At 64.5% G+C, this 23,928-nt stretch carries 19 protein-coding genes and 1 tRNA gene; 9 read left to right on the forward strand and 11 right to left on the reverse strand.

All coding sequences use genetic code 11. The features are described 5' to 3' along the window. Positions 1 to 87: 87 nt before the first annotated feature. The 3 genes from oiaX to NS365_RS05805 all read left to right on the forward strand — a co-directional run bounded on the left by oiaX (position 88) and on the right by NS365_RS05805 (position 4,142). Positions 88 to 1,359, forward strand: a complete 1,272-nt coding sequence (gene oiaX / locus NS365_RS05795) for a 3-oxo-isoapionate-4-phosphate decarboxylase OiaX (RefSeq protein WP_082684452.1) — start codon at positions 88 to 90, stop codon at positions 1,357 to 1,359. A gap of 16 nt (positions 1,360 to 1,375) precedes the next feature. Next, positions 1,376 to 2,704 carry a four-carbon acid sugar kinase family protein gene (locus NS365_RS05800; protein WP_058599337.1) on the forward strand — a complete coding sequence of 443 codons (1,329 nt, stop codon included), beginning with the start codon at positions 1,376 to 1,378 and terminating at the stop codon, positions 2,702 to 2,704. Positions 2,705 to 2,801: 97 nt separating this feature from the next. Beyond that, entirely contained in the window at positions 2,802 to 4,142 is a 1,341-nt protein-coding gene (locus tag NS365_RS05805) for an MFS transporter (protein ID WP_058599338.1), read from the forward strand. Between the two features lie 42 nt (positions 4,143 to 4,184). Here the strand turns inward: NS365_RS05805 and NS365_RS05810 are convergent, their stop codons facing one another. From NS365_RS05810 to cyoA, 6 genes are all read right to left on the reverse strand, one after another. Beyond that, the gene (locus tag NS365_RS05810) at positions 4,185 to 5,444 is read right to left on the reverse strand and encodes an alpha/beta hydrolase (protein WP_058599339.1); all 1,260 of its coding nucleotides are present in this window, start codon (positions 5,442 to 5,444) and stop codon (positions 4,185 to 4,187) included. Between the two features lie 83 nt (positions 5,445 to 5,527). Further along, complete coding sequence (locus NS365_RS05815) at positions 5,528 to 6,241, reverse strand: SURF1 family protein (RefSeq protein ID WP_058599340.1); 714 nt, start codon at positions 6,239 to 6,241, stop codon at positions 5,528 to 5,530. A 114-nt stretch (positions 6,242 to 6,355) separates the two neighbouring features. Continuing rightward, on the reverse strand, positions 6,356 to 6,781 hold the full coding sequence (cyoD, locus tag NS365_RS05820; protein WP_058599341.1) for a cytochrome o ubiquinol oxidase subunit IV: 426 nt from the start codon (positions 6,779 to 6,781) through the stop codon (positions 6,356 to 6,358). Continuing rightward, positions 6,778 to 7,410, reverse strand: a complete 633-nt coding sequence (gene cyoC, locus NS365_RS05825; RefSeq protein WP_058599342.1) for a cytochrome o ubiquinol oxidase subunit III — start codon at positions 7,408 to 7,410, stop codon at positions 6,778 to 6,780. Before cyoC ends, cyoD begins: the two co-directional genes overlap by 4 nt. Further along, positions 7,407 to 9,419: a cytochrome o ubiquinol oxidase subunit I gene (gene cyoB / locus NS365_RS05830; RefSeq protein ID WP_058599343.1), complete on the reverse strand. Its 2,013-nt coding sequence runs from the start codon at positions 9,417 to 9,419 to the stop codon at positions 7,407 to 7,409. The genes cyoC and cyoB overlap by 4 nt, the downstream gene beginning before the upstream one ends. 64 nt (positions 9,420 to 9,483) lie before the next feature. Continuing rightward, positions 9,484 to 10,608, reverse strand: a complete 1,125-nt coding sequence (gene cyoA, locus NS365_RS05835) for a ubiquinol oxidase subunit II (RefSeq protein WP_244498378.1) — start codon at positions 10,606 to 10,608, stop codon at positions 9,484 to 9,486. 218 nt (positions 10,609 to 10,826) lie between these two features. On the opposite strand from cyoA, the gene NS365_RS05840 reads away from it, so the two are divergent. Then, positions 10,827 to 12,155: an MFS transporter gene (locus tag NS365_RS05840; protein WP_058599345.1), complete on the forward strand. Its 1,329-nt coding sequence runs from the start codon at positions 10,827 to 10,829 to the stop codon at positions 12,153 to 12,155. Between the two features lie 91 nt (positions 12,156 to 12,246). On the opposite strand, the gene NS365_RS05845 is transcribed toward NS365_RS05840, so the two are convergent. Then, positions 12,247 to 12,873 (reverse strand): TetR family transcriptional regulator, encoded by a 627-nt coding sequence (locus NS365_RS05845; protein WP_082684453.1) that lies wholly within the window; start codon positions 12,871 to 12,873, stop codon positions 12,247 to 12,249. Positions 12,874 to 12,986: 113 nt separating this feature from the next. Between NS365_RS05845 and NS365_RS05850 the strand changes: the two genes are divergently transcribed. From NS365_RS05850 to NS365_RS05860, 3 genes are all read left to right on the forward strand, one after another. Continuing rightward, the gene (locus NS365_RS05850; RefSeq protein ID WP_058599347.1) at positions 12,987 to 14,381 is read left to right on the forward strand and encodes an efflux RND transporter periplasmic adaptor subunit; all 1,395 of its coding nucleotides are present in this window, start codon (positions 12,987 to 12,989) and stop codon (positions 14,379 to 14,381) included. A gap of 12 nt (positions 14,382 to 14,393) precedes the next feature. Beyond that, positions 14,394 to 17,528: an efflux RND transporter permease subunit gene (locus NS365_RS05855; RefSeq protein WP_058599348.1), complete on the forward strand. Its 3,135-nt coding sequence runs from the start codon at positions 14,394 to 14,396 to the stop codon at positions 17,526 to 17,528. 131 nt (positions 17,529 to 17,659) lie between these two features. Then, the gene (locus NS365_RS05860; protein ID WP_058599349.1) at positions 17,660 to 18,403 is read left to right on the forward strand and encodes a pyridoxine 5'-phosphate synthase; all 744 of its coding nucleotides are present in this window, start codon (positions 17,660 to 17,662) and stop codon (positions 18,401 to 18,403) included. 27 nt (positions 18,404 to 18,430) lie between these two features. On the opposite strand, the gene greA is transcribed toward NS365_RS05860, so the two are convergent. Beyond that, positions 18,431 to 18,904, reverse strand: coding sequence for a transcription elongation factor GreA (gene greA, locus NS365_RS05865; RefSeq protein WP_058599350.1), 474 nt, complete (start codon positions 18,902 to 18,904; stop codon positions 18,431 to 18,433). Between the two features lie 150 nt (positions 18,905 to 19,054). Here greA and NS365_RS24430 point away from each other — a divergent pair, with 150 nt between their 5' ends. After that, on the forward strand, positions 19,055 to 19,225 hold the full coding sequence (locus NS365_RS24430) for a hypothetical protein (protein WP_193753401.1): 171 nt from the start codon (positions 19,055 to 19,057) through the stop codon (positions 19,223 to 19,225). 60 nt (positions 19,226 to 19,285) lie between these two features. Here NS365_RS24430 and NS365_RS05870 read toward each other — a convergent pair whose 3' ends face one another. After that, a complete protein-coding gene (locus tag NS365_RS05870; RefSeq protein WP_058599351.1) occupies positions 19,286 to 19,489 on the reverse strand; it encodes a hypothetical protein in 204 nt (67 codons plus the stop codon). 133 nt (positions 19,490 to 19,622) lie between these two features. Between NS365_RS05870 and NS365_RS05875 the strand changes: the two genes are divergently transcribed. Then, positions 19,623 to 19,698 (forward strand) — tRNA-Ile (locus NS365_RS05875). Positions 19,699 to 19,865: 167 nt separating this feature from the next. Here NS365_RS05875 and NS365_RS05880 read toward each other — a convergent pair. Continuing rightward, positions 19,866 to 22,292 (reverse strand): PAS domain S-box protein, encoded by a 2,427-nt coding sequence (locus tag NS365_RS05880; RefSeq protein WP_430515413.1) that lies wholly within the window; start codon positions 22,290 to 22,292, stop codon positions 19,866 to 19,868. 197 nt (positions 22,293 to 22,489) lie between these two features. Beyond that, complete coding sequence (locus tag NS365_RS05885) at positions 22,490 to 23,893, reverse strand: protoporphyrinogen/coproporphyrinogen oxidase (protein ID WP_058599353.1); 1,404 nt, start codon at positions 23,891 to 23,893, stop codon at positions 22,490 to 22,492. Positions 23,894 to 23,928: the final 35 nt, after the last annotated feature.

Below are 23,928 nucleotides of genomic sequence, written 5' to 3' on the forward strand. Positions count from 1 at the left end.
GTCATTATACCGGCACCCCTTCTCCAGAACAGACCCAAACGATCTCGCGCGACGCGTCTTCGCGCAAACTTCCCCATGGAAACTGACATGTCCGACCGCATCGTCCTGACCTATCGCATCGAGACGCCGGGCAGCGTGGAAAAGATGGCGATAAAGATCGCCAGCGATCAGTCCACCGGCACCTTCGTTCCCCTTCCCGGCGAAACGCCGGAACTGAAAGCGCGCGTGGCGGCCAAGGTTCTGGCGGTTCGCACGCTCGAACCCGTCGCCGAGCCTGCCTTCGGCCGGTCGCATGACGATCTGCGGGACGCCGGTCCGTTCCAGTGCGGCGAGGCGGACATCGCCTTTCCGATCGAGGCCATCGGCCCCGATCTCGCGGCGCTGATGACGATCGCGATCGGCGGCACCTATTCGATCAAGGGCTTCAGCGGCATCCGCGTGATCGGCCTGACGTTGCCGCCCGCTTTCGCCAGCGCCTATCCCGGCCCCCAATTCGGCATCGAGGGCTCGCAGCGCCTCACCGGCGTTCGCGGGCGGCCGATCATCGGCTCCATCGTCAAACCCGCGCTCGGGCTTCGCCCCCATGAGAGCGCCGCCATGGTGAAGGAACTGGTGGAGGCCGGCGTCAATTTCATCAAGGACGACGAAAAGCTGATGAGCCCCGCCTATTCGCCGCTGGCCGAGCGCGTGAAGGCAATCATGCCCGTGATCCTCGACCATGAGCAGAAGACCGGGCAGAAGGTCATGTACGCCTTCGGCATCTCCGCCACCGACCCGGACGAGATGATGCGCAACCACGACCTCGTGGCGGAGGCCGGCGGCAATGCGGCCGTCGTCAATATCAACTCGATCGGCATGGGGGCCATGGCCTTCCTGCGCAAGCGCTCGAAGCTCGTGCTCCATGCCCATCGCAACGGTTGGGACATTCTCACGCGGCATCCCTCGCTCGGCATGGATTTCTCGGTCTATGGCACGATCTGGCGATTGCTGGGCGTCGATCAGTTCCAGATCAACGGGATCGGCGCCAAATATTGGGAGCCGGACGACTCCTTCATCCGCTCCTTCCGCTCGCTTCAGAAGCCGATCTTCTCGGACGCCGACCGCTCGCTCCCCGTGGTCTGCTCCGGCCAATGGGGTGGTCAGGCCCCGGCCACCTGGGACGCCGTGCGCACCACCGACATCATGTATCTCTGCGGCGGCGGCGTGGTGAGCCATCCCGGCGGGCCGGGCGCGGGCGTTCGCGCCGTGCGGCAGGCCTGGGAAGCGGCCGTCGCGGGCATTCCGCTGGAGACCTACGCCGCCGATCATCCCGAGCTTGCCGCCTCGCTGGACACTTTCTCGTCCGGCGCGGGCGCCTGATCCCATGGAGCGCGCTATGACCAGCCCCCTTCTCATCACCTTCTATGGCGACGACCTGACCGGCTCCACGGACGTGATGGAAGCCTTGGCACTGCGCGGCGTCGAGACCGTTCTGTTTCTCGACGTGCCGACGGAGGCGCAGCGGGCCCGCTTCCCGAACGTTCGCGCCATCGGCGTCGCCGGCACCAGCCGCAGCGAAACGCCGGGCTGGATGAACGACAACCTCGCGCCCGTCTTCCGCTGGATGGCGCACGAGCAGGCCGAGATCGCGCATTACAAGATCTGCTCGACCTTCGATTCCTCGCCCGAGATCGGCTCCATAGGCCGCGCGCTGGAGCTTGGGCACGCCGCCTTCGGGGGCAAGCCTGTGCCCATTCTCGTCGGCGCGCCGCAGCTGAAGCGCTACACGGCTTTCGGCGAACTTTTCGCGGCCTATCGTGGCGAGATCTTCCGCATCGATCGCCACCCGGTCATGAGCCGCCATCCGGTGACCCCGATGCGCGAGGCCGATCTGCGCCGGCATCTGGCCGGCCAAACCGACCTGCCCATCGCTCTGCTGGATCATCTCGCCCTGACGGAAGGCGACGCCGATGCCGCCCTGGACGCCGCTTTGGCGCAAACGCCCGGCGCACTCCTGATCGACGTGCTGAACGCAGCGACCCAGCGCGCGGCCGGGCGCCAGCTCCGCCGCCTGGCCTTTGCCGGCTCGCGCTTCGTCGTGGGCTCGTCCGGCGTCGAATATGCGCTGGCCGAGAGCTGGCGGGATGACGGGGTGATCGATCGGCCCGGCGTGTTCGCGCCGATGGAGCCTGTAGAGCGCTTGGCGGTGGTTTCCGGCAGCTGCTCGCCGACCACCGAGCGCCAGATCCGCTTTGCCGAAGCGCAGGGTTTCACGGCGCTCGCCTTCGACCCGCGCCACTTCGTGGCGGGCGACAGCGCGGCCATCGACGCCCTGCGGGACCACGCCCTGACCCAGCTCTCCCAGGGTCGCAGCCTCATCGTCTATACCGCGCTCGGCCCCGAAACCGATCTCGGCGCGGAGATCGCCGGCAGCGAAGGCGCGCGCCATGCGATCGGGCGTGGGCTCGGGCAGCTCCAGGCCGCGCTCGTACGCCAAGCCAGCCTGACGCGCGCGGTGATCGCGGGCGGCGATACGTCGAGCCACGCGCTGCGCCAGCTCGGCGTCCACGCGCTGACGCCTCGGATGCCGCTGGCCGAAACGCCCGGCTCCCCGGTCTCGACCGCCCATAGCGACGACCCGGCCTTCGATGGTCTGGAGATCGCGTTGAAGGGCGGTCAGGTCGGAAACGACGACTATTTCGTGCGGATTCGCCAGGGGGTCTGAACCCCGCCTCGAATCCGCAATCCACACACGACACGAAGCGGCCGACCGGACCCGTCCGGCGGAGCGCTTGAGCTTTGCCTGAAGGAGGAGGCGAGCCATGACCACCACCCCGACCAGCGTCGAGACATCGACGATCTCCAAGATCGTCTGGAGGCTCGTCCCCTTTCTCGGATTGATGTTCTTCATCAACTTCCTGGACCGCACAGCCATCGGCTTTGCCGGCCCCAACGGCATGACGCAGGATCTCGGCCTGTCGGCCGCCCAGTTCGGCTTTGCCGCCGGGATCTTCTTTTTCGGCTACATCATCCTCGAAATCCCCAGCAATCTGGCGCTCCACAAGTTCGGCGCGCGGCGCTGGCTGGCGCGGATCATGGTGAGCTGGGGGATCGTCTCGCTGCTCTTCACCTTCGTGCAGGACGCCACGCAGCTCTACTGGCTTCGCTTCCTGCTCGGCATCGCCGAAGCCGGCTTCTTTCCCGGCGCGATCCTCTTCCTCAGCCTCTGGGTGCCGGCCCGGCACCGCGCCAAGGTGCTGGCGGTCTTCTATGTCGCGCAGCCGCTGACCACCGTGATCGGCGCGCCGCTGGCTTCGCTGCTCATCGACATGCACGGGCTCTTCGGTCTGGAGGGCTGGCGCGTCATGTTCATGGGCGTGTCGATTCCGGCCATTCTCGTTGGCATCGTCACCTATTTCTATCTACCGGACACGCCGAACGACGCGACATGGCTGACACCGGCCGAGCGGGACTGGCTGAACGAGGAACTGGCGCGCGAGGATCGTTCCAAATCGACAGGCGGCCATATCTCGCGCAAGGCGCTGACGGACGGGCGCGTCTGGGCGCTGTCGCTCATCTATTTCGGCTTCATCTATGGGCTCTATGCGCTCGGCTTCTTCCTGCCGACCATCATTGGCGGCTTCGAAACGGCGTTCGGCACGAAGTTCACCGTCATGCAGCGCGGCCTCATCACCGCCATCCCCTATCTGCCGGCCGCCGTCGCGCTGGTTTTGTGGAGCCGCGACGCCACGCGCCGGGGCGTTCGCCCCTGGCATATCGGCATACCCGCCTTGCTCGGCGCCCTGTCCATTCCGCTGGCGCTCACCATGCAGAGCCCGGCGGCGACCATCGCGGTCATCACGGTGACGGCCTGCGCCATCTTCTCGGCTCTGCCGAACTTCTGGAGCTTTCCGGCGCGCTTCCTGACCGGCGCGGGCGCGGCGGCCGGCATTGCGCTGATCAACACGATGGGCAACGTGGCCGGTTTCGCCGCGCCCTACATCACCGGCGCGGTGAAGGACTGGACTGGCGGATATGTCGTTCCCATGGTGATCGTGGGCGGTTTCATGGCGCTGTCGGCGCTGCTCGCCTTCCTCATTCTGCCGCGCCTGGAAGGCCCGGTCGCAGCGCCCGACGTCAGGCCCCTGCGCAAAGCTGCCTGACCCAGAATGGGAGAGCCCGCCGCACGGTGGGCTCACCTCATCTCAATTGCCGGTGACGGTCTGCAGCGAGCCGCCGATATTGCGGCCGACATCCTGCAGACTTTCGCCGACCCTTTGCCGCGCGCCGGGATCGACCAAAGCGGCCGGCGCATTCACCGCCGCGTTGACGGCGGAGCCGACGCCCTGCGCCGTGCCGATGGCGGCGGCACCGATCGTCTCGCCAAGGCCGAGATTGCTTTCTGAGACCTTCTGCCCCGCGATCAGGCGGCGACCGATCGCCTGTACGACCTCGGCGCTTTGGGCGAATTTCGTGTGGTTCAGACTGTCGCCCGTGCGAACGCTGGTGAGGTCCACGACATTGATGCCGCGTTTCGCAAAGCCGGCCTGCACATCGGGCTTCGTCAGATCCACCGCGCCGAGACGCTGAACGCCGCCCGCCAGACGGCGCGAGACGAGAAGCGCGCGATCGTCCTGCGAGGTGAAGATCGTGATACGCGACTGGTCTGGGCCGATCTCGTCCAGCTGCTCGCGAAACACATCCACATCCAGATCGGGCGATGCCAGCACGACATTGCCGAGTTTCTTCGGCAATCCGCCATCACGGATCGCCATCTGCCTCAGGGCTTCCATGGTCAGCCAGCTTCCCATGGAATGGGCCATGATGGTGATTTCGGACACGTCCTTGCGCGCCGCCGCCTGCTGGATCACCCGCTCCAGGCTGGAACGCGAGTAATTGGCGCTTTCGCGGTCGTAGAGATAGCCGAAGATCGAGCCCTGTGAGGGCCACGTGAAGAGAATGGGCGCGGCATCCGCGCCGGAATCGTAGCTGATCTGCGCGAAGCGGAAGACCGCTTCCTCATAGCTCGAATTGAAGCCGTGAACGAAGATCAGGAGGCGACCGCTCGGCGCTTCGCGCTGCTCGAACCAGCGGTTCGCGCCTTGCTCTGTCAGGGGATCGATGCGCAAAGCCACGAACTCGCGGGACGGGTCGGGCGGATTGCGCTTGGGATAGATCACGTCGCCGGCTTTGCGAACCCCGTCGGGCGGGATCGAAACGACAATGTTTTCCAGCGAAAGCTCCGGCCCACGCTCCCCGGAGAAGATGACGCCCGGCACAGGCGATGGCGCTCGAGTGGTCGCGACCAGCATATCGACGCGGTGCGCGCCCGGCACCGTCCGTTCCACGGTCATCAGCGTCGCATAGGGTCGGCTCGCGCAACCCGACACGAAGATCGAAGCGGAAACCAGAGCACCGGCAATGCGCCGGGCCCGCTGAGGGCCCCGTCCCCTGGCCAATGTCATGCGTCCCCCGAAGCTCGATCCCCACCCCGTCTAGCACGAAACACGTCGCGATCGAGGCCGTGCCGCATGGCGGAAACGCGAGGTCAGGGCTTGTTGCGATCATGACGCAGGGCATAGATCGTCGCCCCTGCCAGCATGATCGCAAGGCTGAACCAAGTCAGCGCATAGACGAGATGGTTGTTATTGAAGCGCACCACCGTCAGTCCGCCCACGGGGTAGCCGCCCGGGTTGGGCGTCGCATCGGCATCCACGAAAAAGGGCGCGACATTGTCCAGCCCGCGCCGCGCCGCGATCGCCGCGACGTCGCGCGAATACCAACGGTCGGTTGCCGGATCATTGGCGCGCAGCAATCCGCCGCCCGGCTCGCTCATGCGCAGCAGGCCCTCGACGGTCTCTTCGCCGGTGATCTGTCCCTCCGGCCTCGTGGAGGCGTCGCGTTTCTCCTGAGGCACGAAGCCGCGGTTGACCAGCGTGATCGATCCATCGGCGGCTTGCAGAGGCGTGAGCACCCAGAAGCCGCCGCCGAGATCCGTAAGCGCCTGAACCAGCGTTTCCTTATCGTTCAGGAAGGTTCCGGTGAGACTGACATGGCGATATTCGTCGTTACTGGCATCGACCTCCGCCCATTGCGCCTTTGGCGGCTCGTCGCTCGCCGGCGCGTGAACCCGCGCCTCGACCTTGGCGATCAGATCGAGCTTCCAGGCACGCCGCTCGACCTGCCAGACGCCCAAGCCGACGAGGAGAGCGATCAGAGGGAGCGACAGAAGAAGGAGGAGGATCCTCGACCGATTGCTCATCTCAAACCTTTCCGCAAATACGCAAAATCCGCGCGGCGAGGCCGCGCGGATCGGATTTTGAAATCAGCGAGGCGCAGGCTGCGCCGGTCGCAGAAGACCGGGGGTCAGGACGCGTCAGCCCATGTCCTGCATCTGCATCATACCCGGCATCATGCTGGTGTTCATGTGGTACATGACCCAGAGCGAGCCTGCGAGCACGATGACGACGACAACCACGGTGAAGACCAGGGCCGTCATGGTCCAGCCGCCTTCCGACTTCCCGTTCATGTGTAGGAAGTAGATCATGTGGACGACGATCTGCACCGCCGCGAAACCCATGATCACGAGGCCGGTCAGGGCGTTGTCCTGAAGCGGGTTCGCCATGACCAGCCAGAACGGGATCGCCGTCAGGATGACCGAAAGAACGAAGCCGGTGACGTAGCCGCCCATGGTGCCGTGATCATGGCCGTGGCCGTCGAGATGGCCATGGTCGTGGCTTGGCCCCTGCCCCGCGCCATCCGCCAGGGCGGCGTGTTTCGTCGAGGGGGCGTTGGCGCTCATCGAAGCACTCCCATGAGATAGACGAAGGTGAAGACACCGATCCAGATGACGTCGAGGAAGTGCCAGAACAGGCTGAGGCACGACAGGCGAAGCTGGTTCGCCGGCACCAGCCCGCGCTGATGGATCTGCACCATTAGCGTCACCAGCCAGACGAGGCCGAAGGTCACGTGCAGACCGTGCGTGCCGACCAGCGTGAAGAAAGCCGACAGGAAGGCACTGCGCTGGGGCGTCGCGCCCTCATGGATCAAATGCCAGAACTCGTAGAGTTCGATGCCGAGGAAGGCGAGGCCGAACAGGCCGGTGATCGCCAGCCAGATCTGCACCGAGCGCACGTCGTTCTTCGCCATGGAGAGCATGGCGAAGCCGTAGGTGATCGACGACAGAAGCAGCATCGACGTGTTGAGCGCGACCAGCGGCAGGTCGAACAGGTCGCGCGGGCTCGGACCCGCCGCGTAGGCGGTTCCGAGAACGGCATAGGTGGCGAAGAGGCACGCGAAGATGAGGCAGTCGCTCATCAGGTAGATCCAGAAGCCCAGCATGGTGCTGGACCCTTCGGCGTGCTCGTGCTCGTCGGCGACGTAGAAGGTCATCTCGTCGCTGCTGACACTGTGAGAACTGCTGGTGCTCATGCGCTCTTCGCCTTCACCGCCAGGAGACGTGTCCGCTCGGCTTCCGTCGCGATGACTTCACTCACCGGGATGTAGAAGCTCTTGTCGTAGTTGAACGTGTGATAGATCGAGTAGCCGACGATCCCGATGAAGGAGAAGACGGCGAGCCACCAGATGTACCAGATCATCGCGAAGCCGAAGACGACGCTGAGAGCCGCGATCACCACACCCGCTTCCGTGTTGTTGGGCATGTGGATCGGCTTGAAGCCTTCCAGCGGACGCTCATAGCCGCGCTGCTTCATCTGCCACCAGGCGTCGCCGTCGTGGATCATCGGCGAGAAGGCGAAGTTGTAGCTCGGCGGCGGCGAGGACGTCGCCCATTCCAGCGTACGGCCACCCCAGGGATCGCCATCCACATCCACCAGCTTCTCGCGGTTCCTGATGCTGACGAAGATCTGCATGAGGAAGGAGGCGATGCCGATCGCGATCAGGCCAGCGCCGATGGCGGCGATGATGAACCAGATCTGCAGCGAGGGATCGTCGAACACCCGCAGGCGACGCGTGACGCCCATGAGGCCGAGCACATAGAGCGGCATGAAGGCGACGTAGAAGCCGACCACCCAGAACCAGAAGCTCATCTTGCCCCAGAACTGATCGAGCTTGAAGCCGAAAGCCTTGGGGAACCAGTAGTTGATGCCGGCGAAGAGGCCGAACAGGACGCCGCCGATGATGACGTTATGGAAGTGAGCGACGAGGAAGAGCGAGTTGTGGACGATGAAGTCTACCGGCGGAACCGCCAGGAGAACGCCCGTCATGCCGCCGATCACGAAGGTGATCATGAAGGCGATGGTCCACAGCATCGGCGTTTCGAACCGGATCCGCCCGCGATACATCGTGAACAACCAGTTGAAAATCTTCGCGCCCGTCGGGATCGAGATGATCATCGTCGTGATGCCGAAGAACGAGTTCACGCTCGCGCCCGAGCCCATCGTGAAGAAGTGGTGGAGCCAGACGAGATAGGCGAGGATCGTGATGACGACCGAGGCATAGACCATCGACGTGTAGCCGAAGATGCGCTTGCCCGAGAAGGTCGAGGTGACTTCCGAGAAGATGCCGAAGGCCGGCAGGATCAGAATGTAGACCTCGGGATGGCCCCAGATCCAGATGAGGTTCACGTACATCATCGGATTGCCGCCGAGATCGTTCGTGAAGAAGTTGGTCCCGACGTAGCGGTCGAGAGACAGAAGGGCCAGAACCGCCGTCAGCACCGGGAAGGACGCCACGATCAGCACGTTGGTGCAGAGCGAGGTCCAACAGAAGACCGGCATCTTCATGAGCGTCATGCCCGGCGCGCGCATCTTGATGATGGTCACCAGCAGGTTGACGCCCGAGAGCAGCGTGCCGACGCCGGCCACCTGGAGACCCCAGATATAGTAGTCGACGCCGACGCCCGGACTGTAGTTCGCGTCCGACAGCGGCGGGAAGGCCAGCCAGCCGGTCCGTGCGAACTCGCCGACGAAGAGCGAGGCCATGATCAGAACCGCGCCGCCCGCCGTCATCCAGAAGCTGAAATTGTTCAGGAAGGGGAAGGACACGTCGCGCGCGCCGATCTGCAGCGGAACGACGTAGTTCATCAGGCCCGTCACTAGCGGCATGGCGACGAAGAAGATCATGATGACACCGTGGGCGGTGAACACCTGATCGTAGTGGTGGGCATTCAGATAGCCTTCCGACCCTCCGAAGGCGATCGCCTGTTGCAGACGCATCATGATCGCGTCGGCGAAGCCGCGCAGCAGCATGACGATGCCGAGCACCATGTACATGATGCCGATCTTCTTGTGATCGACGCTCGTGAACCACTCTTTCCAGAGATAGCCCCAGAGCTTGAAATAGGTCAGCGCGCCGAGAAGCGCGATGGCGCCGAGCATCACCACGGCGAAGGTCACGACGACGATCGGCTCGTGATACGGGAAGGCTTCGAGCGTCAACCGCCCGAAGATCATTCGTATGAGGTCTGAGTTCTCTTGCATCTCTGGCACTCGTGCGATGGCATCGTCTGGCGTCGCACCCGGCGGGGTGCGACACGGTGCTCCGTTAGTTCGTCTGGTTCAGCTGCGCCGGCGCGACGCCCGTGCCGCTATTGGGCATCTGGTGGTCGCTGTGGCCGGCCGGCGGCGTGCTGGTCCCACTCTCGTTCACCTGAGGATTCAGCTCGTCGGGCTTCATGCCCTGCGGCTGGTCCTCGCTATGCGGCAGACGGCCGCTGGCCGGGAAAGTCGCGCCCGAGGGCTCGTCGCCCTGTTCGGCGCGGCGGTTATCATAGAGTAGGCGCTCGCGGTTTTCGCGGCTCTCGACGCCGGCACCGCCCATCGCGTCGATATGCATCATCTCGTCGGCGCACATCTTGCCCGGCGCGACGCATTTGTTGAGAATCGCGTGGTAGAGGCCATCGGCGAAGCTCGAATAATAGTGGATCGGCTCCTTCTCGGAGGGCTTCTCCAACTCGAGGAAAAGCTCGCGGCTCAGCGGCTGCCCCTCCGCGCGCACTTTGGCGACCCAGTCGTCGAAGCCCTGCTGGTTCAGCGCGTGGAACTTGAAGTTCATGTAGGAGAAGCCGGCGCCGCTATAATGCGACGACATGCCCTCGTAGATGCCTTCCTTGTTCATGACGCCGTGCAGCTGCGTCTCCATGCCCGCCATCGTGTAGACCATGCCGGCCATGGACGGCACGAAGAACGCGTTCATCACGCTGGTGGACGTGAGCTTGAAATTGATCGGCGTGTTGACCGGAGCGGCCAGTTCGTTGACGGTGGCGATCCCCAGTTCGGGATAGATGAACATCCACTTCCAATCCATCGAGACGACGCGCACCTCGAGGGGCTTCATCTCCGGCGTGACCGGCTGCCCTTCGGCGATTCGCGTCAGCGGACGGTAGGGATCGAGAAGATGCGTCGCCGTCCAGGTCAGTGCTCCCAGACAGATGATGATCAGAAGCGGGGCCGACCAGATCGCCAGCTCCAGATGCGTCGAATGGTTCCACTCGGGATCGTAGGTCGCATCCTTGTTGCTTCGGCGGTAGCGCCAAGCGAAAACAAGGGTGGCGACGATCACCGGGACGATGATCAGGAGCATCAATCCGGTGGAGATGTAGAGGAGATCCCGCTTCTGAAGGGCGACATCGCCCGCCGGGTTGAGCAGGACAGCGTTACACCCCCCCATGAGGACGAGGAGCGGTGCGAGGGCTAGGAAGCGAAATCGGCTCAAGATAGCGGTCCAATCCAGCGAAATGGGGTCGCTTGCATGCTTTATCTTAGCTGCATCGCAGCAAATAGTTTATGGGGCGTTCGTTAAGCCCGCCGGAGCCTATATTCAAGGTGGAAGCCGTGAGGGAAACGCGAATGTTCCACCTTCGCGAAATGTGAGGAGCGAGATCAGAGATGAGTGCGAACAGTGCGGCGGCGGCTCCGTCCGCCTTTGAAAGGGATGCGCGCGCCGCCAACGCGCATCACGGCGAAATTCGCCCCAGCGAAATCGCGATCGGAGTGCTGATTGGCCGCACCGCCGAATTCTTCGATTTCTTCGTCTATGCGATCGCGTCCGTGCTCGTGTTTCCGGCGGTGGTCTTCTCCTTCGCCGATCCCGTCACCGGCACCTATTATGCCTTTGCGCTCTTGGCCCTAGCCTTCGTGGTGCGCCCGATCGGCACCGCCTTCTTCACGTGGATGCACCGGCGCTATGGCGACGCGGCCAAGCTCACCACCGCGCTCTTCCTCCTCGGCTGCTCCACGATCGTCATCGGCTTCCTGCCGGCCTATGCCAGCGTCGGCACCGCCTCGGTCGTCACGCTGATCGTGCTGCGCGTGGGCCAAGGCTTGGCGCTTGGCGGCACGTGGGACGGTCTCGCGCCGCTTCTCGCCGTCTCCGTCCCCGAGAACAAGCGGGGCTGGTATGCGATGCTGCCGCAGCTCGGCGCGCCGCTCGGCCTGCTCGTCGCCAGCGCGCTCTATTATTTCCTGATCACCAACCTGACTCAGGACGACTTCCTCGGCTGGGGCTGGCGCTATCCGTTCTTCGTGGCCTTCGCGGTCAACGTCGTGGCGCTCTTCGCCCGCCTGCGCATCGTCGTCACCGAGAACTATCGAGAGATGTTCGAGCGCGGCGAGTTGCATCCCTCGCCCGTGCGCCAGACCATCGCGCGAAACGGACGCAATATCGTGATCGGCGCCTTCGTGCCGCTGGCGAGCTTCGCGCTGTTCCACATGGTCACGGTGTTTCCGCTGTCCTGGATTCATCTCAATAACGAACCCGTCTCGCGCTTCCTCCTGATCGAGATCATCGCGACGGTCTTCGGTGTCGTGGCTCACATCGCCTCCGGCCCGCTGGCCGATCATTACGGCCGCCGCCGTGTTCTGGGCGTCTGTGCCGGCGCGATCGCCTTTTATAGCTGCTTGGCACCGCTGCTCCTGAACGGCGGCACGATCGGCGAGACGATCTACATGATCATCGGCTCGGTGATTCTGGGTATCTCCTTCGGCCAGTGCTCCGGCGCTCTGGCGGCGAACTTCCCGCGTTCGCAGCGCTACACAGGCTCGGCTCTGACGTCCGACCTCGCCTGGCTCTTCGGGGCGGGCTTCGCGCCTCTGGCCGCTCTGGCGATCGCCCAAAATCTCGGCCTCGTCTTCTCCGGCGCCTATCTCCTGTCGGGCGCCGTGGTCACGCTGCTGGCGCTGCTCGTCAACCGCCGTCTCGCCGCCAGCGCGCTCTGAGACGACGACCAACGCAAAGTCCATGAAAAAGCCGGGGGCACTCGCCTCCGGCTTTTTTCGTTCCCGTTCCTGATGGTCGAAGCCCCCTCCCCTACGCCGGTACGGGCGACGCGCGGAAGGAATCGAACAGGCTGTCCACCATGCGCCGACCAACGGCAACGAGATCGAAGCCGAAGCCCGATCTCAGCCATTGGTTGATGAGACCCGCCATGCCGCAATGGAGCGTGGTCGTCGCCGAATCGGGCGTCCAGTCCTCGGCCATGAGCCCACGGCGCGAAGCCTCCTGGAAGGCGAAGCGAATCGTGCCGAGCATCTCCTCGTCCGCGTCGCGCATTCGAACCAGCATCTCCTCCATTTCCGCCACATATTCGCAGCGAAGGAGCATGATCGTCAGGATCTTCTGGGTTCGCGTGTTGAGGCTGATGAACTCCAACGCCTCGATCGCATTGGCGCGAATGCGATCCAACGGGTCGGCAGCCGCCATGAGTTCGTCCAATCCCACGAAACATTCCTGCGGCAGCCGGCCGCGTTCCAGCATCGCTTCGAACAGCGCGTTTTTATTGGCGAAGTGGAAATAGATCGCCCCACGCGTGACGCTCGCGGCCTGCGCAATCATGGCAAGCGTGGTGCGGGAGACGCCGTTCTCGAAGAAGGTCAGTTCCGCAGCGTCGAGGATCGCGGACCGCGTTTCCATCGCCTCGTTCTTCGTCCGCCTCATATTACGCCTGCCTTGCCGTTCTCTTGTTTAGTGTCATACATGCATGTATGTTGCACAGCAATATTCGGGGGTGCCGCATTCGCGTGGGGCGAGGCGGCGAACAGAGCGGTTCCATGAGATTTCCAGCACGTTCCTTTTACGCAGCGACAGCCCTTGGCCTTCTCGTCCTCGCGGGCTGCCAAGGCGAATCGAAGACGGCCGCGTCGCAAGGGGCTGGCGGCGGCGCGCCGCCGCCGACGCCGGTCGGCATCGTCGAGGTCCAGCCCGAAGCCATTCCGGTGACCTCCGAACTGCCTGGCCGAATCGCCTCGACCCGCATTGCCGAGGTTCGCCCGCGCGTCGGCGGCATCGTGATCCAGCGCGTGTTCGAGCAGGGATCGGACGTACAGGAAGGCGATCCGCTGTTCCAGATCGACCCGGCCATGTTCCAGGTCGCAGTCGAATCGGCGCAGGCCGGCGTCGCGCGCGCCGAGGCGGTGCTGACGCAGGCGCGGCAGGACGCCCAGCGCACGCAGGAACTCGTCTCGCGCAACACGGTCGGCTCCGCCAATCTGGAAACCGCGATCGCGACCCAGAAGCAGGCGGAAGCCGATCTCGCCTCCGCTCGGGCGCAGTTGCGCTCCGCCCAGATCAATCTCGATTACGCCACGGTTCGCGCGCCGATTTCGGGCCGTATCGGCCGCGCTATCGTCACCGAGGGCGCGCTGGTCGGTACCACCGACACGACCGCCATGGCGACGATCCAGCAGCTCGACCCCGTTTATGCCGATATCCAGCAGCCCGTGTCGCAGCTTCTGCGCCTGCGCGAAGCGCTGCGCACGGGGAAGTTGACCAAGCTGGAGGAGAATGTCGCGCAGGTTCGCCTGCGGCTCGACGATGGCAGCGACTATCCCTACCCCGGACGTCTTCTCTTCTCTGAAGCCACCGTCGAGGAAACCAGCGGTCAGGTCACGCTGCGTGCCGAGTTCCCGAACCCGGACGATACGCTCCTGCCCGGCCTTTATGTCCGCGTGACGGTCGATCAGGGCATCGACGCCAAGGCGCTCGCAGTTCCCAACCAAGCCATTCAGCGCGACACGGCGGGCCAGGCCTTTCTCTATCTCGTGAACGGCAATTCCACGGTCGAGCAGCGCAACGTGACCGTGGTTCGCGTCGTCGGCAACCGCTCCGTCATCTCTCAGGGGCTGGCGCCCGGCGACAAGGTGATCGCGGACGGGTTCCAGAAGATCGGCCCCGGCGCGCCCGTCGCGCCTGCGCCCTGGACGCCGGTCGGCGCGGCGGCCGATGCGCTCACGAAGGATGGCGGCCAAGCGGGTGCGGTCGGCGCCGGCACGCAGAAGCCCATGGCCGAGCCGACCGGCGGGGCCGCCGAACCGCAGGCCCAGCGGGCGACGCCTGCGCCGGGTTCGGACGCCGCCGCGTCCGGCACGACCAATCCCGCCCCGCAGGATGCGGGCATCCAGAAGGCCACCGCGCCCGCTGGCGATGCGCCCAAGTCCGCGCGTTAAGGATCGACTGACATGCCTCAATTCTTCATCGATCGACCCATTTTCGCGTGGGTGATCGCGATCTTCATCGTGCTGGCAGGCGTCATCTCCCTGCCGTCGCTTCCGATCGCGCAATACCCCAATGTCGCGCCGCCTCAGCTCACCATCTCGACCGCCTTCCCCGGCGCATCGCCCGAGGACCTCTATCAACAGGTCACGCGGCCGATCGAGGAGGAGCTGAACGGCATTCAGGGGCTGCTCTATTTCGAGAGCACGAGCGACGCGACCGGCGCGGTGCAGATCACCGTGACCTTCTCGGCCGGCACCGAAATCGCCCAGGCCGTCGTGGACACGCAGAACCGCTTGCGGCGCGTGGAATCCTCCCTGCCCCAGCAGGTGACGCAGCAAGGCGTTCTGGTCGAGGAAGCCGGTTCCAGCTTCCTGATGGTCGTGTCGCTCGTCGGCGACGACAAGTCGACGCTCGATGCCGTGGGCCTCGGCGACTACATCACGCGCAACGTCATCAACGAAGTTCGCCGCGTGCCCGGCATCGGGCGCGCGCAGCTGTTTGCCTCCGAGCGCGCCATGCGCGTCTGGATCGACCCCGATCGTCTCGTTGGCCTCAATCTCGCCGTCTCCGATGTCACCGGCGCCATCGCGCAGCAGAACGCGCAGGTCGCGGCCGGCTCCATCGGCGCCAATCCCAACCCGGTCAGCCAGCAGATTCAGGCGACGATTCTGGTCAAGGGCCAGTTGCAGACGCCCGAAGAGTTCGGTGCGATCGTGCTGCGCGCCAATCCCGATGGCTCGCTGGTGCGCCTGTCCGATGTCGCGCGGGTCGAGATCGACGCCGAGAGCTACAATTTCAACACGTTCCTGAACGGGCGTCCGAGCGCGGCCATCGGCATCCAGCTTTCGCCCACGGGCAATGCGCTCGACGCGGCCAAGGGCGTGCGCCAAGTCATGGAGCGTCTGGCTCCGCTCTTCCCGCAAGGGGTGAGCTACCAGATCCCCTATGACACGACGCCCTTCGTCTCGGCCTCGATCGAGAAGGTCATTCACACGCTGCTGGAAGCGGTGGCGCTGGTCTTCGTGGTGATGTTCGTGTTCCTGCAGAACATCCGATACACCGTCATCCCGACGCTGGTCGTGCCGATCGCGCTGGCCGGCACGCTCGCCGTGATGCTGGCAGCCGGCTTCTCGATCAACGTACTCACCATGTTCGCCATGGTTCTGGCGATCGGCATTCTGGTCGATGACGCGATCGTCGTGGTCGAGAATGTCGAGCGCATCATGGCGAGCGAAGGCCTATCGCCCAAGGAGGCCGCCAAGAAGGCGATGGGTCAGATCACCGGCGCGATCATCGGCATCACGCTGGCGCTTTGCGCGGTGTTCATTCCGCTGGCCTTCTTTCCCGGCTCGGTCGGCGTCATCTATCGCCAGTTCTCGCTGACGATGGTGACCTCCATCCTCTTCTCGGCCTTCCTCGCCCTGTCGCTGACGCCCGCGCTTTGCGGCAGCTTCCTGAAGCCCGTGAAGGCAGGGCATCATCACGAGAAGCGTGGCGTCTTCGGCTGGTTCAACCGCGGCTTCGACCGGACCTCGCGCTCGTATTCGCGTGGCATCGGCTTCCTGATCGGGCGCACCAAGCGCTTCATGGTGATCTACCTCGCGCTTCTGGCGGGCCTCGGCTGGTTCTACATTCAGATCCCCTCGGCCTTCCTGCCACAGGAAGACCAGGGCTTCCTGATCGCGAACTTCCAGGGACCGGCGGGCGCGACCAGCAACCGTCTGCGCGAGGTCACGTCGCAAGCCGAGGCGTTCATCCTCGAACAGAAGCCGGTCGAGAGCATGATCACGATCCAGGGCTTCTCCTTCTCCGGCCAGGGCGCGAATGCGGGCCTTGCCTTCATCACGCTGAAGGACTGGAGCGAGCGCGGCCCCGGCGAGGATGCGGGAACGCTGTCCAAGATCATTTCGGGTCGTCTCATCCAGTTCCGGGATGCGATCGCCTTCGCCCTTTCGCCCCCGCCCATTCAGGGTCTCGGCAACACGGGCGGCTTCGCCTTCCGTCTGCAAGACCGCGCCAACCAGGGCACGCCGGCGCTGCTGGCGGCGCGTGACCAGCTGGTCGCGGAAGCCGGCAAGAGCCCGATTCTGGGCCGGATCAACTTCGAAGGCCTGCCGCCCGGCCCGCAGATCGAACTCGATATCGACCGCGAGAAGGCCAATGCCTTCGGTGTCACCTTCACCGACATCAACCAGACGATCTCGGCGGCGCTCGGTTCGTCCTATATCAACGACTTCCCGAATGGCGGGCGGATGCAGCGCGTCATCATCCAGGCCGAGGAGCGCTCGCGGATGCGGGCCGAGGAGGTTCTGCGCCTCAATGTCCGCAACAATCAGGGCGGCATGGTGCCTCTCTCGGCCTTCGCGGATGCGCGCTGGACGCTCGGCTCCTCGCAGCTCGTCGGCTATAACGGCTATCCCTCGATCCGCCTTTCGGGCGATGCCCAGCCCGGCTACTCCTCGGGCGATGCGATCGCGGAAATGGAGCGACTGGCCCGCCAGCTTCCCTCCGGCTTCTCGTTCGAATGGACGGGGCAGTCCCTGCAGGAGATCGAGTCCGGCAATCAGGCGCCCTTCCTCATCGGTCTGGCCGTGCTCTTCGTCTTCCTGTGCTTGGCTGCGCTCTACGAGAGCTGGTCGATCCCCTTCTCGGTCATGCTGGTCGTGCCGCTCGGCGTCATCGGCTGTGTCGCCGCCGTGATGCTGCGCGGCCTGTCGAACGACGTGTACTTCACCGTCGGCATCATCACGATCGTCGGCCTGTCGGCCAAGAACGCGATCCTGATCGTGGAAGTCGCCAAGGATCTGATGGCGGAGGGCATGAGTCTCAGGGACGCGACGATCGAAGCCGCGCATCTTCGCTTCCGGCCGATCCTCATGACCTCGCTCGCCTTCACCATGGGTGTCCTCCCCATGGCGATCGCGACCGGCGCCAGCGCCGCCAGCCAAAACGCCATCGGCACGACGGTGATCGGCGGCATGATCTCGGCGACCATCCTCGCCGTTTTCTTCGTGCCGATCTTCTTCGTCTTCGTGTTGAAGCTGACAGGCCAGGGCAAGGCCAAGCCGGCGGACGAGGCATCGAAGCCGGCGCACTGAGCCTTCGGCCCAACCTGAACAACGCCTCGGTGGCCTGTGCCGCCGGGGCGTTGTCCTATGCAGGGCGTTGACATGGCGAGCGGCCGGGTTCATCCCGCAGGCGAGCTTGGCTGGCAGGAGGCCGTCCGCCGATGACCGCGACCCTTTCCGTAAATCTCAATGCGATCGCCATGCTGCGCAATCGCCGCGACCTGCCTTGGCCCGACGTCATTCATTTCGGGCGCATCGCCCTTCAGAACGGGGCGTCCGGGCTAACGGTCCATCCCAGGCCCGACCAGCGGCATGTCCGCTTTTCCGACGTGCCGGCTCTGCGCGATCTGATCGACCGCGAGTTTCCGTCCGCCGAATTCAACATCGAAGGCTATCCGAGCGACCATTTCCTCCAGCTCTGCGAGGACGCACGCGCCGATCAGGTCACGCTCGTGCCCGACGATCCGACGCAGGCGACCTCGGACCATGGCTGGGATTTCGCCGCCGAGGCGGAACGTCTGGTGGGGATCGTCGCCCGGCTGAAAGCGCGCGGCATTCGCGTATCGCTGTTTGCCGACCCCTCGCCGGTCGGGCTGGATATCGCCCGGCGCGTCGGCGCCGATCGCGTCGAGTTCTATACAGGCCCCTATGGCGCCACGCATTCGGACGCGGCGGCGGCAGAGCGCGAATTGGCCTGTTTGAAAGACGCGGGCAATACTGCGGCGCGCGAGGGGCTGGAGGTGAATGCCGGCCACGATCTGACGATCGACAATCTGCCGGCGCTCTGCCGAGCCATTCCCGCGCTCAAGGAAGTCTCGATCGGCCACGCCTTCACGGCCGATGCGCTGGAGCATGGGTTCGCGGAAACGACGCGCCGCTTCATCCGAGCGCTTCAACCGGCCTGACACCGGTTTCCGCGGTTTCGACCCGCCTCAATCGGCGGGTCGGATTTCCGTGATCTCCGCCTCGGCGGGCCCGACCTTCACGACATCGCCGACTTCCTTGCCGGCAATCGCCTTGGCGAGCGGCGAGACATAGGACAAAAGCCCTTCGTTCGGATCGGCCTCATCGATTCCGACGATGCGAAAGGTCTGCTGCCGTCCGTCATCACGTTCGATCGTCACTTCCGATCCGAAATGCACGCTGTCGCTTGCCTCCGGCGGGGCGATCAGCTCGGCGCTCATGCGCCGCGCGCGCCAATAGCGCAGGTCGCGATGGATGGCGGCATAGGCGATCTTGTCATCGACGTCCCGAGCTTCCAGAAGCTTGGCTTCGAGCTCGGCGACCTGCGTTTCGATCTGCTGGAGGCCGCGCGCCGTCACGAAGTTCGGATCGGTTCCGAGTTCGCGGTCGGGCAGCGTCTCGACCTGATTCTCGTTGGGTTCCTTGACGAAGGCGACACTCACGGCACAACTCCTCTTTCCATCCTTATATAGGAATGCCGCCCGCGAAGAGAACGCCGCGCCTACAGGGCGAATGCTGATGCGTCTATCCACAGGGCCGAAGGGCACCAAACGCCGCGCCTCATCGTTGTGTCGAAAACAGGAGGCGCGAGCATGAGCAACACACCGATCGAAGAGAGCGCGGCACCCGATCTGGCAGCCGAAGAGCTGGCTAGCAAGCACGGCATCTCCATCGAAGAGGCCAAGCGCCTGATCGCCCGCGAAGGCACGGATCGCGCAACGCTCGACGGGGCCGCCGAAACCGAAAAATCCAAAGCGGATTGAACCGCAAAGGCGGGGTGCGCGGCAGCCCCGCCTTTCTCGTTCCTCACTCGAGCCTTCGGATCAACGCGCCCCGGCGCGCTCGATTGAACCGCCTCCGCCGCCTTCCTCCGGGTCCTTCTCGATCGGCGCATTCCCCTCCCCCGGCTCCCTGATATCGTCGGGCGACGTCTGGTCGTCCTGAGGAAAAGGCGGATCGATATTCGGCACCGAATCCGGCGGCGGCGATTTCGTCGGGTCGATGATATTGGGTTCGATCTGAGACATGTTCACTCCCTTGCCTGTCGAGAAGAGAACGAAAGCCTCGCCAGAAGTTTCCCGATTTCTCGTCCGCATCGCCCGCCCCTCTACAAGTCCGCTTGAGATGACGAAGCGTTTGCGCTAGGGCTCGCATAGGGTGGGGCCTGTAGCTCAATGGTTAGAGCCGGCGGCTCATAACCGCTTGGTTGCAGGTTCGAGTCCTGCCGGGCCCACCAATCCGCTTACCTACAGGCTCTTGTGCAACTGTTAGCCATAACGTCAGCCAATGCGTTAGCCATGGCCTAAACCGCCGCTTTCCCGCCCCTATGCAGCTGGGCGGCTGCGGGCCGTTACGGCCTGTCGATGCGAGGCACGCGCGCTGCGCCTTGACCCAACATCCCCATCACGCTCCCGATACGAGCATCGAGATTTTCCGGGTCAGATCGGCCAGGGCGAAGGGCTTGGTGACGACACGGGTGTCATCGCCGAGATGATCCGCGTTCAGGACCGCTGTCTCGGCATAGCCTGTCACGAACAGAACCTTGAGCGCCTTTCGCAACTCGCGCGCGGCCTCGGCCAGCTGTCGGCCGTTCATGCCATTGGGCAGGCCCACATCGGTCACGAGAAGGTCGATGCGCGCGTCCGTGGCCAGGATAGCGAGAGCCGATGGCCCGTCCTCGGCTTCCAGCGCACGATAGCCGAGGTCTTCGAGAACGTCCACGATGAGCATCCGCACGAAAGCCTCATCGTCGACCACCAGCACGCATTGCCCCTCCTGCGCGGGCGCGGCGGGCTCGTCGGCTCGTGGCTCGGCGAGCTGAACCTCCTCGCCCTCGTCGCGCGGAAGATAAAGCGTCGCGCAGGTTCCCGCCCCCGGCCCGGAGCGCATTTGGACCTGTCCGCCGGATTGGCGCACGAAGCCGTAGATCATCGAAAGGCCGAGACCCGTGCCGACCCCGATGGGCTTGGTGGTGAAGAACGGCTCCATGGCGCGAGCCAGAACATCCGGCGCCATGCCTGTCCCCGTGTCCGAGACGATCAGGCTCAAGTAGTCGCCGGCCGGCAGATCGCGCTCGCGCGCCATCGCCTCGTCGAAGCTTTCATGCGCCGTCGCGATGGTCAGGCAACCGCCATCCGGCATGGCATCGCGCGCATTGATGCACAGATTCAGAAGTGCGTTTTCCAGCTGGTTGGGATCGACACGCACCAGCCAACCGCCCTCCGCCAGCTGAATGCGCAAGGTGATCTCCGGGCCGATGGTGCGGCGCACGAGGTCTTCCATCCCCAGGACGAGCGCGTTGACGTTGGTCGCCTTGGGATCGAGCGTCTGGCGGCGGGAAAAGGCGAGCAGGCGATGCGTCAGTGCGCTAGCGCGTTTGGTCGCGGCCTGGGCAGTGGAGAGATAGCGGTCGACCTCGCCTGTCCGGCCTTGATGGATGCGCGTCTGGATCAGCTCCAGACTGCCGGATATGCCCGCCAGAAGATTGTTGAAGTCATGCGCCAGCCCGCCCGTGAGCTGCCCGACGGCCTCCATCTTCTGGCTTTGATGCAGCGCTTCCTCCGCCTTGGCCAGAGCCTCGGCGCGCTCCTTTTCCAGCGTGATATCCCGGCCGATGGCGTTGATCGCCCCATGGCCGGGCCGCGTGGACCAGCTGATCCAGCGATAGGCGCCGCTCTTGCAGAGATAGCGATTGTCGAACCGCGCATGGCCTCGGCCATCGGCGAGCTCGCCCATCCCCTCCAGCGTGCGCTCATGATCGTCGGGATGAACGAGATCGAGAAGGCTGGCTCCCAGAAGTTCCGCTTCGTCCCAACCGAGCACCGCGAGCCAGGCCGGGTTCGTCGCGATCACCACGCCCTCGAACGAACAGCGCAGCATCAGATCGGGCGTCAGCTGCCAGAGCGCATTGCGATCGGCCGTGCGCTCACGCACCTGCTCTTCCAGCCGCACGGTGAACTGTTCGAGGGCGGCCGCGTGCCGCCGGCGCTCGTCGATATCCGTGCTGGTGCCGACCCATCGCAGGATCGTGCCGTCTTCGGCGCGCACCGGCTCGGCCCGAACGAGAAACCAGCGGAAGCTGCCGTCGAAGCGGCGAATGCGAAACTCCGCATCGTAGGTCCCGCCCGAGCGCAAGGCTTCGGCCCAGCGTTCGGATGCGGGCGCGAAATCATCGGGATGGACGATTCGGCCCCATTGCATGAAACCAGTCAGACGCTCTGCCGGCAAACCCGCATAGGTGAGAAGCTGCCGGTTGAACCAGTCGAGATGGCCATTGGGACGGGCCGCCCAGACATGGTTGGGCGTCGCTTCGGAAAAGGCGCGGAACTGCGCCTCGCTTTCACGCAGGGCCGCATCACTCAAAACGCGATCGGTGGTCTCGTTCGTGAAAATGAAGAGGCCCGCGATCCCTCCCTCCGCGCCCAGAATGCGGGAATAGGAGAAGGTCCACCACGTATCGCGCGCGCCGCGATCCGTGTCCAGCTCCCAGGGCAGATCGACAAAACGCTGTCTCTTGCCCTCGAAGGCCGCCTCCACGATAGGCTTGGCCTGCGCCCAGGCATCCGCCCAGACGATATCCAGCCGCTCGCCCATGGCCCAGCTGAGACGCGGACCCAGAAGCGGGAAATAGGTTTCGTTGAAGAAGAAGGTAAGCTCCGGTCCCCAGCACAGGATCATGGATTCCGGCGAGTTGAGCACGAGGCTGAGCGCCGAGCGAAGCTCTCCCGGCCACGTCTCGGGCGGACCCAGCACATGGTTCGTCCAGTCCCGCTCCCGGATCATGCGGGAGGCTTCCCCGCCCCCGTCCAGGAAACCCAGTGGACGGGTCACGCTTGCGAGACCGACACTGCGACAGCCGCCTGTGGCATGAGGTGATATTCTCCGTCACTGTCAGGCAGGGACGCGGGGCCGATCATCGATCCATGTCCATACGTCCCGTTGGCGCTCGGCATAATGCGCCCCTGCCCCCGGTGAAAGAGGTGGCGTCGCATTATCGGCCCCGCCGGGTCCTCAAAAAGCAGTGTGCGTCAGCCTGTCACAGCTCTATTGAGGACTGATCGCAGACCCAGAGCGGTGTCGGCTTCGGTGGCAGGCTCCACTTTCTCCCCGCGAGGCCCGCCCGACCTCACATAGTTCGCGACATCGCGCATCCGCCGCAGCGTCCGCCAGTAGATGTCCTCCATGAGGATATGGGCGAATTCGCCGTGGCGTCCGATGCTGTAGAGACCCTCGACGCCGGTGCTTTCAGCAAAACGCTTGCGGTCCGCCTCGTAGCTCGACATGAAAACGGGATAAGCGATCGGCGTGCGCAGCGTCCCGCCAGGGCCAAGATAGTCCTTGCGCAGGGCTTCGCCGAAGATGCGGCAACTGCCTTCGAGGCAGAGGTCGGCCAGATCCTCCTCCGACATCCGCCAGATGTCGTCGCCGACCTCGCAGCCGAGGTCATAGGTCAGAAGCGTCTTACCCTGCGGGGCGAGCCAGGGCATCGAAACCGGCGCTTCCGTCACCCGAAAGAAGCGCTGCGTGCGATCGGGCACCCAGAGCATCGTATCGGGCAGGATATGGCGTCCGGCAAAGCGCAGATTGACGAAGACCATCGGACGGTAGCGGAAGGCCGTCAGATGATTCAACGCGTCCGTACCTTCGATGATCTTGGGCAGCACGTTGACCGGCGCCGTACTGATAGCCGCCGATACAGAAATCTCCTCACCTTTCACACGTACCGCATCAATATGACCATTACGAACGATCACGCGCTCGACAGGTGATTTCATACGGATGCAGGATTGTACCGCCTTCACAGTCGGCTCCAGAAGCTTGCCGAGGCCCGCTTCGGGATAGACGTGATAGACTCGGGCGCTCTCGGGCATCTCGTGCGAGTAGCCGTTGCAGACGGCGCGGCCGGTGACGCGGGAGGCCACATTGAGATAGATCGACTTGACGATACCGGCGCCGAACTTCTGCCCGACGGACGGCGCCAGTTGGTTCGCGGCCGCTCCCGACCAAGCTTCAGCCAAGGGAATGGCGACCTTTTCGGCCAGCGCCGAGCCGTAGCTCGCGCGGAAGAACTCCGCCGCCGTTTCGCTCGTGCCGGCGGGGTTCAACTTGGCCTTCACCGCACTGGCGACAAGCTGGGTGTCGAACAGGAGGCCGAGCGGATAGTTGCGATATCGGCCATCCAGAAGCACCGCCTCGCCGTAATGCTTCACCGTGCGGCAAGTCTCGGCCGCGCCCAAGGCGCCGGCCAGACGGTTGCTGATGAAATGCGCGCCGAAGTCGTAGGAGAAGCCGTCCTTGTCCTTGAACGAGGCCGCCAGACCACCGATAGCCTTTCCGGCTTCGAACACAATCACCGGCAAACCTTGGCGCTTCAGTTCCGCCGCGGCGGTAAGACCGGCAAGGCCAGCCCCGATAACAGCAATCGGCTTCATGACACAGGTCTCCACCCAGCCTTCGACATAGCCGG

Source organism: Aureimonas ureilytica (genome assembly GCF_001475935.1).
GTDB classification, from domain to species: Bacteria; Pseudomonadota; Alphaproteobacteria; order Rhizobiales; family Rhizobiaceae; genus Aureimonas; species Aureimonas ureilytica_A.

Bases quoted from the DNA above. Each gene is read 5' to 3' on its own strand.
- oiaX (WP_082684452.1), top strand. From the start codon at position 88: ATGTCCGACCGCATCGTCCTGACCTATCGCATCGAGACGCCGGGCAGC.
- NS365_RS05800 (WP_058599337.1), top strand. From the start codon at position 1,376: ATGACCAGCCCCCTTCTCATCACCTTCTATGGCGACGACCTGACCGGC.
- NS365_RS05805 (WP_058599338.1), top strand. From the start codon at position 2,802: ATGACCACCACCCCGACCAGCGTCGAGACATCGACGATCTCCAAGATC.
- NS365_RS05810 (WP_058599339.1), bottom strand. From the start codon at position 5,444: ATGACATTGGCCAGGGGACGGGGCCCTCAGCGGGCCCGGCGCATTGCC.
- NS365_RS05815 (WP_058599340.1), bottom strand. From the start codon at position 6,241: ATGAGCAATCGGTCGAGGATCCTCCTCCTTCTTCTGTCGCTCCCTCTG.
- cyoD (WP_058599341.1), bottom strand. From the start codon at position 6,781: ATGAGCGCCAACGCCCCCTCGACGAAACACGCCGCCCTGGCGGATGGC.
- cyoC (WP_058599342.1), bottom strand. From the start codon at position 7,410: ATGAGCACCAGCAGTTCTCACAGTGTCAGCAGCGACGAGATGACCTTC.
- cyoB (WP_058599343.1), bottom strand. From the start codon at position 9,419: ATGCAAGAGAACTCAGACCTCATACGAATGATCTTCGGGCGGTTGACG.
- cyoA (WP_244498378.1), bottom strand. From the start codon at position 10,608: ATGGGGGGGTGTAACGCTGTCCTGCTCAACCCGGCGGGCGATGTCGCC.
- NS365_RS05840 (WP_058599345.1), top strand. From the start codon at position 10,827: ATGAGTGCGAACAGTGCGGCGGCGGCTCCGTCCGCCTTTGAAAGGGAT.
- NS365_RS05845 (WP_082684453.1), bottom strand. From the start codon at position 12,873: ATGAGGCGGACGAAGAACGAGGCGATGGAAACGCGGTCCGCGATCCTC.
- NS365_RS05850 (WP_058599347.1), top strand. From the start codon at position 12,987: ATGAGATTTCCAGCACGTTCCTTTTACGCAGCGACAGCCCTTGGCCTT.
- NS365_RS05855 (WP_058599348.1), top strand. From the start codon at position 14,394: ATGCCTCAATTCTTCATCGATCGACCCATTTTCGCGTGGGTGATCGCG.
- NS365_RS05860 (WP_058599349.1), top strand. From the start codon at position 17,660: ATGACCGCGACCCTTTCCGTAAATCTCAATGCGATCGCCATGCTGCGC.
- NS365_RS24430 (WP_193753401.1), top strand. From the start codon at position 19,055: ATGAGCAACACACCGATCGAAGAGAGCGCGGCACCCGATCTGGCAGCC.
- NS365_RS05870 (WP_058599351.1), bottom strand. From the start codon at position 19,489: ATGTCTCAGATCGAACCCAATATCATCGACCCGACGAAATCGCCGCCG.
- NS365_RS05885 (WP_058599353.1), bottom strand. From the start codon at position 23,893: ATGAAGCCGATTGCTGTTATCGGGGCTGGCCTTGCCGGTCTTACCGCC.